Annotated in this window: 11 protein-coding genes; 9 read left to right on the top strand and 2 right to left on the bottom strand. The window is 65.0% G+C overall.

Going from position 1 to position 11735, the window contains the following annotated elements; translation table 11 throughout:
- Nucleotides 1–22: 22 nt before the first annotated feature.
- Together VGC77_RS15350 and VGC77_RS15345 are read left to right on the top strand one after the other, a co-directional pair.
- Nucleotides 23–775, top strand: a complete 753-nt coding sequence (locus VGC77_RS15350; RefSeq protein WP_331172429.1) for an ATP-binding cassette domain-containing protein — start codon at nucleotides 23–25, stop codon at nucleotides 773–775.
- Nucleotides 776–928: 153 nt separating this feature from the next.
- A complete protein-coding gene (locus VGC77_RS15345; RefSeq protein WP_331172424.1) occupies nucleotides 929–2044 on the top strand; it encodes a branched-chain amino acid ABC transporter substrate-binding protein in 1116 nt (371 codons plus the stop codon).
- A 244-nt stretch (nucleotides 2045–2288) separates the two neighbouring features.
- Here the strand turns inward: VGC77_RS15345 and VGC77_RS15340 are convergent, their stop codons facing one another.
- A complete protein-coding gene (locus tag VGC77_RS15340) occupies nucleotides 2289–3023 on the bottom strand; it encodes a cytochrome c biogenesis CcdA family protein (RefSeq protein WP_331172423.1) in 735 nt (244 codons plus the stop codon).
- A gap of 113 nt (nucleotides 3024–3136) precedes the next feature.
- Here VGC77_RS15340 and VGC77_RS15335 point away from each other — a divergent pair, with 113 nt between their 5' ends.
- Entirely contained in the window at nucleotides 3137–4135 is a 999-nt protein-coding gene (locus tag VGC77_RS15335) for a P1 family peptidase (protein ID WP_331172422.1), read from the top strand.
- A 222-nt stretch (nucleotides 4136–4357) separates the two neighbouring features.
- On the opposite strand, the gene VGC77_RS15330 is transcribed toward VGC77_RS15335, so the two are convergent.
- The gene (locus tag VGC77_RS15330; protein ID WP_331172421.1) at nucleotides 4358–5152 is read right to left on the bottom strand and encodes an EF-hand domain-containing protein; all 795 of its coding nucleotides are present in this window, start codon (nucleotides 5150–5152) and stop codon (nucleotides 4358–4360) included.
- A gap of 256 nt (nucleotides 5153–5408) precedes the next feature.
- Between VGC77_RS15330 and rpe the strand changes: the two genes are divergently transcribed.
- The 6 genes from rpe to murI all read left to right on the top strand — a co-directional run bounded on the left by rpe (nucleotide 5409) and on the right by murI (nucleotide 11675).
- Nucleotides 5409–6104, top strand: a complete 696-nt coding sequence (gene rpe, locus VGC77_RS15325; protein ID WP_331172420.1) for a ribulose-phosphate 3-epimerase — start codon at nucleotides 5409–5411, stop codon at nucleotides 6102–6104.
- 197 nt (nucleotides 6105–6301) lie between these two features.
- Nucleotides 6302–6664 (top strand): hypothetical protein, encoded by a 363-nt coding sequence (locus VGC77_RS15320; protein ID WP_331172419.1) that lies wholly within the window; start codon nucleotides 6302–6304, stop codon nucleotides 6662–6664.
- Nucleotides 6643–7959, top strand: a complete 1317-nt coding sequence (locus VGC77_RS15315; RefSeq protein WP_331172418.1) for a hypothetical protein — start codon at nucleotides 6643–6645, stop codon at nucleotides 7957–7959. Before VGC77_RS15320 ends, VGC77_RS15315 begins: the two co-directional genes overlap by 22 nt.
- 962 nt (nucleotides 7960–8921) lie before the next feature.
- Entirely contained in the window at nucleotides 8922–10229 is a 1308-nt protein-coding gene (gene purB, locus VGC77_RS15310) for an adenylosuccinate lyase (RefSeq protein ID WP_331172417.1), read from the top strand.
- A 7-nt stretch (nucleotides 10230–10236) separates the two neighbouring features.
- The gene (locus VGC77_RS15305; RefSeq protein ID WP_331172416.1) at nucleotides 10237–10776 is read left to right on the top strand and encodes an MOSC domain-containing protein; all 540 of its coding nucleotides are present in this window, start codon (nucleotides 10237–10239) and stop codon (nucleotides 10774–10776) included.
- 107 nt (nucleotides 10777–10883) lie between these two features.
- On the top strand, nucleotides 10884–11675 hold the full coding sequence (murI, locus tag VGC77_RS15300) for a glutamate racemase (protein ID WP_331172415.1): 792 nt from the start codon (nucleotides 10884–10886) through the stop codon (nucleotides 11673–11675).
- The last annotated feature ends 60 nt before the right edge of the window (nucleotides 11676–11735 follow it).

Below are 11735 nucleotides of genomic sequence, written 5' to 3'. Positions count from 1 at the left end.
GGGCCGGCACGTGTTCCCGCGGATGACCGTGGCCGAGAACCTCGACATGGGCGCGTTTCGGTTCAAGCGGGTCGACCAGGCTGACCTCGACCGCGTTCTCGAGCTCTTCCCCCGGCTCAAGGAGCGCTACCGCCAGATCGGCGGCACGCTCTCCGGCGGCGAGCAGCAGATGCTCGCGATCGGACGCGCACTGATGGGCAAGCCGCGCGCCCGCGCCGGCCGCATCAGTTTCGACGGCCACGACATCACGGGGGTGCCGACCCACCAGATCGCACGGCTGCGGATCGCGCAATCGCCGGAAGGCCGCCGCATCTTCCCGCGGATGAGCGTGGCGGAGAATCTGCAGATGGGCGCCGACGCCACCGAGACCAGCGAGGCCGACCGCGCCTCTGGCCTCGAGCGCGTGCTGGCGCTGTTTCCGCGGCTGAAGGAACGGCTGACCCAGCGCGGCGGCACGCTCTCCGGCGGCGAGCAGCAGATGCTGGCGATCGGCCGCGCGCTGATGAGCCGGCCGCGGCTGTTGCTGCTGGACGAGCCGTCGCTCGGCCTCGCGCCGTTGATCGCGCGGCAGATTTTCGAGGCGATCCGCACCCTCAACAGGCAGGACGGCCTGACCGTACTGATCGTCGAGCAGAACGCCAACCACGCGCTGCGGCTGGCGCATCGCGGCTACGTCATGGTCAACGGCCTGATCACGCTGTCGGGCAGCGGCGCCGAATTGCTGCAGCGCCCTGAAGTCCGCGCCGCCTATCTCGAAGGCGGCCGCGGCGCGTAGTCTGCGGCAAGATGCATCATTCAGATGACAAACTGCCTGAAAAATGCCGATGACTTGGCATGAATTTCAGCGGACAATGGTGATGAACTGCGCCCGGCGCGCGCCGGCGCGCGGTTCCGACAATCCCGCAAAGATTACCGCAAGGATCATTTTATGAAACCACTCAAACTCATCGGTCTGGCATTCGGCGCCTCCTTGGCGCTGTCGACGACGGCGCTGGCCCAGGACATCACGGTGGCGGTGGCGGGCCCGATGACCGGCTCGGAATCCGCGTTCGGCCGGCAATTGCAGAATGGCGCCGAGCAGGCGGTGGTCGACCTCAACGCTGCCGGCGGCGTGCTCGGCAAGAAATTGGCGCTGCAGGTCGGCGACGACGGCTGCGATCCGAAGCAGGCGCGCTCGGTGGCGGAAAAGATCGCCGGCAGCAAGATCCCGTTCGTCGCCGGGCATTTCTGCTCGTCGTCGTCGATCCCGGCCTCGGAAGCCTATGCCGAAGGCAACGTGCTGCAGATCACTCCGGGTTCGACCAACCCGTTGTTCACCGAACGCAAGCTGTGGAACGTGCTGCGGGTCTGCGGCCGCGACGATCAGCAGGGCCTAGTCGCCGCCGACTACATCGCCAAGCACTACAAGGGCAAGAACGTCGCCATCCTCAACGACAAGACCACCTACGGCAAGGGCCTTGCCGACGAGACCAAGAAGGCGCTGAACAAGGCCGGTTTCACCGAGGCAATGTTCGAGTCCTATAACAAGGGCGACAAGGACTTCAACTCGATCGTGTCGCGGCTGAAGCGCGAGAACATCGACCTGGTGTTCGTCGGCGGCTATCACCAGGAAGCCGGGCTGATCCTGCGGCAGATGCGCGACCAGGGCCTGAAGACCGTACTGATGGCCGGCGACGCGATGAACGACCGCGAATTCGCCTCGATCACCGGGCCGCTCGCCGAAGGCACGCTGTTCACCTTCGGCCCCGATCCGCGCAACAAGCCGACCGCCAAGGCGATCGTGGAAACCTTCAAGGCCAAGAACATCGATCCGGAAGGCTACACGCTGTACACCTACGCCGCGTTCCAGATCTGGTCGGAAGCCGCCAAGAAGGCCGGCACCACCGACCCGAAGAAGGTGGCGGACACCATCAAGGCCGGCGAGTGGGACACCGTGCTCGGCAAGCTGTCGTTCGACGCCAAGGGCGACATCAAGCTGATCGACTACGTAGTGTACAAGTGGGACGACAAGGGCAACTACGCCGAGATCCCGGCCGAGAAGTAATCGCTCGACGCGACATGAAGGCGATGTGAGAAAATCACTTCGCCGCTGGCAGCATTCAAACGCCCCGGTCCGCCGGGGCGTTTTGTTTTCACCGCCCACGTCATCTTGAGGAGCCCGGCGTAGCTCGCAGAGCGAAGCCGGGCGTCTCGAAGGATGCGCCCCGCACACTTGCGTCCGCATCCTTCGAGGCTCGCGCAAATGCGCGAGCGCCTCAGGATGACGGCGGTGAACGCGCGGCCGCCGCCTACCCGAAATTCGCCAGCCCGGGAAACGTCTCCATCAGCCAGATCGAGGCGTTGCTCACCGCGCCGGTGAGAAAGCCGATCCCGGTCAACACCATCAGCACGCCCATCGCGCGCTCGACATTGGCGAGGTGGCGTTTCATCCGCGCGAACATCGCGGAGAACTGCTCGACCATCAGCGCCGCTAGCAGAAACGGAATCCCGAGGCCGGCGGAATACACCGCCAACAGGCCGGCGCCCTTGGCCACCGTGGCCTCGGCGGCGGCGACCGAGAGGATCGCCGCCAGGATCGGCCCGATGCACGGCGTCCAGCCGAACGCGAACGCCAACCCCATCACATAGGCGCCCCAGAGGCCCACGGGTTTTGGAATCGGCAACCGGCCCTCGCGCATCAACAGCCCGATCCGGGTGAGCCCCAAGAAGTGCAGCCCCATCAGGATGATGATGATGCCGGCGACGATCGACAGCTGCGCCGACCAGGCCCGGATCAGGCTGCCGACCAGGCTGGCGCTGGCGCCGAGCGCCACGAACACCGTGGAAAAGCCGAGCACGAACATCAGGGCCGAGATCATCACCGCGCGCTTGGAGGCGGCGTCGCGCTCGCCGGTGGCGACGTGTTCGATGGTCGCGCCGGTCAGATAGATCAGGTATGGCGGCACCAGCGGCAGCACGCAGGGCGACAGGAAGCTGACGAGGCCGGCGATCAGCGCGGCCGGGATCGAGACATCGTGAATCATGCCGCTAGATGCACCGCCGCCGGGGGCGGACGCAAGGCTCCAGCGCCCGTTCCCGGCGTTGTGATCGCAGGGCGAAAGCGGTAACCACGCCTTTCATCGCCGGGGCCTCACGCATGCAAAACCTGCTCACCGATGTCGACGGCGTCCGGGTCGGCCATGCCGACGACGCTCGCCTTGCCTCCGGGGTCACCGCGGTCGTGTTCGACAGCCCGGTGGTCGCCGCATTGGACGTGCGCGGCGGCGGCCCCGGCACCCGCGAGGACGCTTTGCTGGACCTTGCCTCAACGGTGGAGGCGATCGACGGCTTCGCGCTCGCCGGCGGCTCGGCCTACGGACTCGACGCCGGCGCCGGGATCCAGGCCTGGCTCGCCGAACAGGGCCGCGGCTTAAGGGTCGGCGGCGCGCTGATCCCGATCGTGCCCGGCGCCATCGTGTTCGACCTGATCAATGGCGGCGACAAAGAATGGGGCCGGTTCCCGCCGTATCGCGATCTCGGCTATGCCGCCGCAGAAGCGGCCGGCGCGAGCTTCGCGCTGGGCAGCGTCGGCGCCGGCCTCGGCGCCACCACGGCGAATTTCAAGGGCGGCCTCGGCTCGGCTTCGGCGACCACCCCGGGCGGCATCACAGTCGGCGCGCTGGCGGTGGTCAATGCCGCGGGCAGCGTCACGGTCGGCGACGGGCCGTGGTTCTGGGCCGCGCCGTTCGAACGAGGCGACGAATTCGGCGGCCGCGGCCTTCCCGCCGCGTTCACGCCGGAGATGCTGGCGATGCGGCTGAAGCGCGCCGCCGGCGCCAGTGCGGTCGAGAACACCACGCTGGTGGTGGTGGTCACCGACGCGATCCTCAACAAGCCGCAGGCCAAGCGGCTGGCGATGATGGCGCAGACCGGGATGGCGCGGGCGATCTATCCGGTGCACGCGCCGCTCGACGGCGATCTGGTGTTTGCCGCGGCAACCGGGAAGAAGCCGATCGATCCTTTGGCCGGCCTGACCGAACTCGGCATGCTCGCCGCCAACACGGTGGCGCGGGCGATCGCCCGCGGCGTCTATGAGGCGGCGGCGCTGCCGTTGCCCGCCGCGCTGCCGGCGTGGAAAGAGCGGTTCGGGCGCTGAGCTGCTTGTGATTGCCGGTGCCTCAGAAATAGCGCGTCATTCCGGGGCGCGAGAGCATTTAGCTCGAGCGAACCCGGCATCTCGCTGCACGGGATCGGCGTCTTAACACGCAGCAAGATTCCGGGTTCGCTCGCCGCAAGGGCGGCTAGCGCCCCGGAATGACAGCGCGGAGGATGTTTCGGAATCTCCCCGCGCCGTGACACCGCACTCATCCAAGACCGCTCAGGCGCTGACCGACACCGTGGAGGCGGTCGAGGTCGAGGCCGCCTGGGCCTGGCGCTGGATCATCTGCTCGATGAAATTATACGACGAACTGGCGCTCGCCGACGAGGTGGAGCTTGCGGCCGAGGTCATCGTCACCTTGGAGCCGTCGGCATAGGTCAGCGAGGTGGTGATCGAGCCGTCGGCATTGGTCGTCGTGGTGGTCGTGGTGCCGGAGGAATCGCTGGAGCCGCCACCGGAGCCGCCGCCGCCGGCGCCGCCCGATCCGCCGGCGCCGCCCGCGGCATGATGGCCATGGCCGGAGCCCTTCAGCGCCTTGCCCAGCTCATCGATGCTGACCGAGCCGTCGCCGTCCTTGTCGAGCTTGGCAAACACCGAATCCGCATTGGCGGTGTTGGTGCCGCCGGCGCCGAGCTTGTCTTCGAATTCCGCCTTGGTGATCTTGCCGTCGCCGTCGCTGTCGAGCTTGGCGAACAGATCCTTCAGCGCGCTGGCGCGGCTGTCCGACGCGGTGGCATCGGTCGAGGAGGTGGTGGCCGTCGAGCTGCTGTTGGCCGTGCTCTGGCTCTGCGCCGCGAGCAGCGCGCTGAGCAGGCTGGAGGACAGTGAGCCGCTTTGCGTCGAGGCGCTGGCGCTCGATGTCGACGAACTCTTGTCGCTGTCGCTGTCGACGTCGAACAGGCTGGTCGCCGCGCTCTTGCTCGACGAACTCGACGAGCTCGACGAGGTCTTCGACGAGCTCAGCGATTTCAAAAGATCGATCGCGGAGGACGCGGCGGTAAGGGCTGGCAACATGACAAACTCCTGGATTGGCCGCAGCGCGGCGTCCGATTCCCTGCGATCTGATTAGCAATCCGCGTGCCAGCCAAAAACGTCGTTAAAACAACGCGCTATTGCGCCGCGGCGGCGGCGCCAGCGGGCAGAAGCTGCCGGCTTCGGCAGAACTTGCCGATCCGGTTGCGCCGCAACGCGAGGGCGGCGCCAGATTGCTCCGGCGCTATCAGCATGTTACCCGGAACCATCACTCAGCCGTCTCGTGCAGGGAGCGCCCATGTCTTTCACGCCTCGTCCTCTGGTCATCGCGCCCTCGATCCTGGCGTCGGATTTCTCCAAGCTCGGCGAAGAGGTCCGCGCGGTCGACCAGGCCGGCTGCGACTGGATTCATCTCGACGTGATGGACGGCCATTTCGTGCCGAACATTTCCTACGGCCCGGACGTCATCAAGGCGATGCGGCCGCACACCAAGAAGATCTTCGACGCCCATCTGATGATCGCGCCGTGCGATCCGTATCTCGAAGCCTTCGCGAAAGCCGGCTGCGACCACATCACCGTGCACGCCGAGGCCGGCCCGCATCTGCATCGCTCGCTGCAGGCGATCCGCGCGCTCGGCAAGAAGGCCGGCGTCTCGATCAATCCCGGCACCTCGCTCGGCGCCATCGAATACGTGCTCGACCTGGTCGACCTGGTGCTGGTGATGTCGGTCAATCCCGGCTTCGGCGGCCAGGCCTTCATCCCCTCGGCGCTCAACAAGATCCGCGACCTGCGGGCGATGACCGCGGGCCGGGACATCGACATCGAGGTCGACGGCGGCGTCACCTCGGCGGTGTCCGGCGAACTCGCCGCCGCCGGCGCCAACGCCTTCGTCGCCGGCTCCGCAGTGTTCAAGGGCGGCACGCTGGAGAGCTACAAGGCGAATATCGAGGGGATCCGCAATGCCGCGGCGTTGGCAAGGGGGGAAGCGGTGTAGGGGAAATATCGACAACATGTTTGCCTGCGTTGCAGGCATGGCCAAAGCTGAATATTGCTCGAATGCGAGTGTGATAGAGAACATACGAAATAGCGCGTATTCGCAGTTGCGGGCCGAGGCACGTGAAACGACCAGGAAACAATCCGAAGCGACGGCTCGCATCAGAAGGGCGCCTTTCCGAAGACGAACGAGCGGACTTGGCCAAGCAGGTGACATATGCACCTAGCGGGCATCACAAGCGCTTTCCGGCTGATTACGGGTTAGACCGCGTGAATCCGCGGCCGACCAAGTCGCTCTGCGACATGCTCCGAATCATCCCCCTCGAAGAAGCTAGGACCATGATTCAGAAAGGTATTCTTCGAGGCATGTTTAGCGACCATTTTCTCAATGAGCATCCGAAATACATCTGGTATGTTGCAGAGGACGGAGAAGTCTATGAAGCCAAAACAGATTTGACGACGCCGGGCGTCTATCATGGCTATCGTCTGGAAGAAGAAGACAACCTGCGAGAATACATCAAGCAAAACTGGAAGAGCCGATGTCCGACGCCTGGACCATAAATGCGGAGTGGGAACCACTTGATGCAGGCTCTCCGGAGGAGCGGGCAGGTTTTGCCTCAATCGCGATACAGGCGCGCGGTATTTGGCTGACAGAAGGGCTTGACGCTCTGTCCAATAGCCTGCGGAAGGCCCCACGGCTATCTGCCTACAGCCTCGCGGAATGGCTTGCCTGGAATTGGTGGCGCCTTCGTTGGGAACCTCGATCAACAAGCGCGAATAATTGGTCTTCGTCCCATCGCCTCGCTACCATCGGCGGAGGTTATATTTGGCCAAACATTACCATCTTCTCCGATGGTGAACGCATTGCTCTCATCGCAAAGCCCACGGAAGAACGCCCGCAGACCCCTTTCCGTTATATTGCAAACTTTGCAGCTGTTATTCAGGGCCATGAATTCGAAAACATCACAACAGCATTCATTGAGCAAGTCCTGCAGCGGCTCGATTCAGAGAGAGTCAGGGGCACAAATCTCGAAACGGTATGGAACGGGGTGACAGACGAACGCCGATCACCCGAGTTGGCGCGAATCCGTAAACTTGAAGCGCTGTTAGGTCAGGAGCCGGACGAGTCTAATCCCCAAGTGTTGGAACAGCTCATTGCCGACTCCAAAGAACTTAGTAACGGAGCGATTGATGAGATTGCGGCCGATCACGGATCCGACGGAGCTGTAGTCACAGCGACGGAGCTGCGTGAGATTGCAGAAGCCAAAGGATACGATGCCTCCCCTCGCAACGCTGTCGGCCTGTCTTCAAGATCTGACTTGCCGCGTCCAGGTGGGCTTCCAGCTTGGCGGTATGGGGCAATCGCAGCCAAGTTGCTTCGAGAGCAAGAGAGCCTTGATGGGACGCGAATTCCAAATAGGCAATTGACAGAATTGGCAGGCGCTCAATCTGCCGTTCTCGACGACAAAAGGGGCGGGAAAGGCTTCTCCTTTGCCCTGGATGACAGTCCTACGCACAGCAGAGTCGTCTTGCGGTCCAAATGGACTACCGGTCGCCGTTTTGAGCTCGCCCGTCTTATTGGAGACCGCATCGTCAAAGTAAATGCCAGTAGGCTTTTTCCTGCTACGCAATCCTCCACATATCGGCAGAAAATGCAGCGCTCTTTTGCGGCGGAGTTCTTAAGCCCGTTCGATGTTGTTGAGGACATGTTGAAGGGCGATTATTCAACGGAAAGCCAACAAGAGGTAGCTGAACATTTTGAGGTTTCGCCGCTGACCATTCGCACCATGCTAACCAATCACAAACGCATAGAGCGCGAGGGTTTTGATGAAGATTTCGACGCCCTGGTTGCATAGCCGCGTCGATCTCCAACGAAAACAGCTGCGCTCATCCGGGCTAAGCGCCACCGCTGACCGCGCGCCGCCCCATCACCCACCACCATGTCAAACAGCCACACGATCCCGTTCTCGCGGCTCGTCGAGCCCGAGTTTTGCCTAACTACGTCCCTGCCCTCCTGAACGAGGGCGCGCGGAACGCCGGGTGCCCGATGCACCCGCGGCCCCGTGTGCGATGAAAACAAGCACACGAGTAAGTCCACCACGGCTCCACCGGAAAACGCCCGGCGTTCCGCACGCGATGGTGTTAACGGCTTATTTCGCGAAGACCCCTGGTGGGCGAACCTGGGTAATCCACCATTACGGGAGGCTGACGCACCGTCCCGCTGGCGGTGGGGAAGCCGCAACCGCCTTTCGGGCCGGTCGCCGCCGCCCGTGGGCCGGCAGGCTTGGCGCTGCTCCCGCGCAAGGCGATGCGCTGGGATATCGCGACTTCGGCCGTCCGGGCGCGACGCGGGTCGTCGACCCCTGCTCACCCGCCACGGTTACCCGTGGCGCGATCGAGGGCCAGAACGCCGCTCCCGTCCACCGCACCCCGCCCCGCGGTCGTGACGATCGCGAACGCCCCTCGCTGTCGGGGCGGGATGCATGGGAATTTAATCCGTTGTAGATGCGACGTCAAGGGATGTTAGGAAATTAATCAGGAGGTAGGCGTGCCGCCCGGGCTTCCTTCTCCCGTTGTGGGAGACGATGGCACGGACGCAGTCCGTGCCGGATGAAGGGTCGAAACGGAACGAGACAGCCCCTCACCCGGCAGCCTTCGGCTGCCACCCTCTCCCACAAGGGGAGAGGGAAGAAAGAAGCGCCCGCGTCGCGCCCTGCCCGGCCCCGCGTCGCGCCCTGCCCCTGCCCCGCGAGACGGTGGCCTCCCCCGGCTCTTTCTGTTAAAGCGCGGCGCAATCCCCAAAACCCGCGAGTGCTCGATGATCCCCCGCTATACCCGTCCGGAAATGGCTTCCATCTGGGAGCCTTTGACCCGCTTCAAGATCTGGTTCGAGATCGAGGCCCACGCCGCCGACGCCCAGGCCGCGATCGGGGTGATCCCGAAATCCGCCGCGGCGGCGATCTGGGCCGGCGGCCGCGAGGCCGAATTCGACGTGGCGCGGATCGACGAGATCGAGCGCGAGGTCAAGCACGACGTCATCGCCTTCCTCACCCATCTCGCCGAATTCGTCGGCCCCGACTCGCGCTTCGTGCATCAGGGCATGACCTCCTCCGACGTGCTCGACACCTGCTTCAACGTGCAGCTGGTGCGCGCCGCCGACCTCCTGATCGCCGACATCGACAAGGTGCTCGCTGCGCTGAAGAAGCGCGCCTTCGAGCACAAGCTGACGCCGACCATCGGCCGCTCGCACGGCATCCACGCCGAGCCGGTGACCTTCGGCCTGAAGATGGCCTACGCCTATGCCGAATTCAGCCGCGCCCGCGCCCGCATGGTGACGGCGCGCGCCGAGGTCGCAACCTGCGCGATCTCCGGCTCGGTCGGCACCTTCGCGCATATCGATCCGAGGGTCGAACAACACGTCGCCGAAGCGATGGGGCTGAAGCTGGAGCCGATCTCCACCCAGGTGATCCCGCGCGACCGCGCCGCGATGTATTTTGCCACGCTCGCCGTGGTCGCCTCCTCGGTGGAGCGGCTGGCGATCGAGTTCCGCCATCTGCAGCGCACCGAGGTGCTGGAAGCCGAGGAGTATTTCTCCGAAGGCCAAAAGGGCTCGTCCTCGATGCCGCACAAGCGCAACCCGGTCTTGACCGAAAACCTCACCGGTCTCGCCCGCATGGTGCGCGCCTATGTGACGCCGGCCTTGGAAAACGTCGTGCTGTGGCACGAGCGCGATATCTCGCACTCCTCCGCCGAACGCATGCTGGCGCCCGACGCCACCGTGACGCTGGATTTCATGCTCAATCGCCTGGCTGGCGTGATCGACAAGCTGATGGTCTATCCGGACAACATGCAGGGCAATCTCGATAAGCTCGGCGGGCTGATCCATTCGCAGCGGCTCCTGACCGCGCTGACCCAGAAGGGCTGTTCGCGCGAGGAGTCGTATCGGCTGGTGCAGCGCAACGCGATGCCGGTGTGGCGCGGCGAAGGCGATTTCCAGACCCTGTTGAAGAACGACGTCGACGTGAAGAAGTACATGTCGGACGCCGAGATCGCCGAACAATTCGACCTCGGCTATCACTTCAAGCATGTCGACACCATCTTCCAGCGGGTGTTCGGCGAGAGCTGAGCAATCGATGGGCCGCGTCGTCGCCGTCAGTCTTCGCCGCGGGCATCACTTCAGCAAGACCCAAGCGATGTCGATCCGGCTGCTGGCGGGGCTCGGCGTCGAGGGCGACGGCCATTGCGGCGTCACCGTCAAGCACCGTCACCAGGCGCGCCAGGACCCGACCCGGCCCAATCTGCGCCAGGTGCATCTGCTGCAGGCCGAACTGTTCGACGAACTGGAAGCCCAAGGCTTTCACCTGCAGCCCGGCGCGTTCGGCGAGAACGTCACTACATCGGGCGTCGACCTGTTGGCGCTGCCGACCGGCTGCCTGCTTAAGCTCGGCGACAGCGCGATCGTCGAACTCACCGGGCTGCGCAATCCTTGCGTGCAGATCGACCGATTTCAGCAAGGCCTGATGGCGGCGACGCTGCAGCGCGCCCCGGACGGCCGGCTGATCCGCAAGGCCGGGGTGATGGCGATCGTGCGCGCCGGCGGCGACGTCCGCCCGCAGGACAGGGTCCGGATCGAATGGCCTTCTGCCCCACATCGGCCATTGCAGCCGGTTTAAAGCATCTTTGCGCGATTCCCCCGGTCACGCTCGGCGATGGCAAGGCGGCGGTAACCATGACCGCCGTAGCATCGCGGACCACCCCGAAATTGCAGAATCATCGAACAATGCCCGCTTCTCCCACCCTTCTGGTGTTCGATTCCGGCCTCGGCGGCCTCACCGTGCTGCGTGAGATCGTCAGGCTGCGGCCCGACGCGCGTGTGGTCTATGTCGCCGACGACGCATTTTTTCCCTACGGCCAGCGCAGCGAGGAGGCGGTGATCGGCCGCGTGGTGCCGCTGATCGGCGAATTGATCGCCGCGCACGCCCCGGATCTGGTGGTGATCGCCTGCAACACCGCCTCGACCATGACGCTGGCGCCGCTGCGGGCGCGCTACAAGGTGCCGTTCGTCGGCACCGTGCCGGCGATCAAGCCGGCCTGCGCGGCCTCCCGGACCAAGCGGGTGTCGGTGCTCGGCACCAGCGCCACGGTGCGGCTGGAATACACCCGCGCGCTGATCCGCGACTTCGCCCAGGCCTGCAAGGTGACGCTGGTCGGCTCGGCGCATCTGGCGGCGCTGGCCGAGGCCGCGCTCGGCGGCCGCCCGATCAGCGACCAGCAGATCTTTGCGGAAATCGCCCCCTGCTTCGTCAAGGACGGCGGCGTGCGCACCGACGCCGTGGTGCTGGCCTGCACGCATTATCCGCTGCTGCTCGACCGGCTGAAGGCGCTGGCGCCGTGGCCGGTGGACTGGATCGATCCGGCGCCGGCGATCGCCCGGCGGGTCGCGACCCTGCTCGGCGGCGCCGCCGCGCCGGCCGGCTCGCCCCGCGACGCGCAATTGATCTTCACCTCCGGCCGTCGGCATCCCGCGAGTGGTGCTCTGCTGCCGTTCTTCGGCCGCCCCGTCGCCGCTTAGCCGCATCGGCTTCCGCAACAACGCCGCCGCTGTTAATCTCCCAGTCAGGGAGGAAACAAT

It is taken from the genome of Rhodopseudomonas sp. (genome assembly GCF_036404135.1).
GTDB lineage: Bacteria > Pseudomonadota > Alphaproteobacteria > Rhizobiales > Xanthobacteraceae > Rhodopseudomonas_A.
The sequence above is the reverse complement of the archived record's forward strand: the minus strand, read 5'-3'. Positions and strand labels throughout refer to the sequence as shown.

What these genes read in the sequence shown, in the direction of transcription:
- VGC77_RS15350 (WP_331172429.1), top strand. Translation starts at nt 23, where the DNA reads ATGACCGTGGCCGAGAACCTCGACATGGGCGCGTTTCGGTTCAAGCGG.
- VGC77_RS15345 (WP_331172424.1), top strand. Translation starts at nt 929, where the DNA reads ATGAAACCACTCAAACTCATCGGTCTGGCATTCGGCGCCTCCTTGGCG.
- VGC77_RS15340 (WP_331172423.1), bottom strand. Translation starts at nt 3,023, where the DNA reads ATGATTCACGATGTCTCGATCCCGGCCGCGCTGATCGCCGGCCTCGTC.
- VGC77_RS15335 (WP_331172422.1), top strand. Translation starts at nt 3,137, where the DNA reads ATGCAAAACCTGCTCACCGATGTCGACGGCGTCCGGGTCGGCCATGCC.
- VGC77_RS15330 (WP_331172421.1), bottom strand. Translation starts at nt 5,152, where the DNA reads ATGTTGCCAGCCCTTACCGCCGCGTCCTCCGCGATCGATCTTTTGAAA.
- rpe (WP_331172420.1), top strand. Translation starts at nt 5,409, where the DNA reads ATGTCTTTCACGCCTCGTCCTCTGGTCATCGCGCCCTCGATCCTGGCG.
- VGC77_RS15315 (WP_331172418.1), top strand. Translation starts at nt 6,643, where the DNA reads ATGTCCGACGCCTGGACCATAAATGCGGAGTGGGAACCACTTGATGCA.
- purB (WP_331172417.1), top strand. Translation starts at nt 8,922, where the DNA reads ATGATCCCCCGCTATACCCGTCCGGAAATGGCTTCCATCTGGGAGCCT.
- VGC77_RS15305 (WP_331172416.1), top strand. Translation starts at nt 10,237, where the DNA reads ATGGGCCGCGTCGTCGCCGTCAGTCTTCGCCGCGGGCATCACTTCAGC.
- murI (WP_331172415.1), top strand. Translation starts at nt 10,884, where the DNA reads ATGCCCGCTTCTCCCACCCTTCTGGTGTTCGATTCCGGCCTCGGCGGC.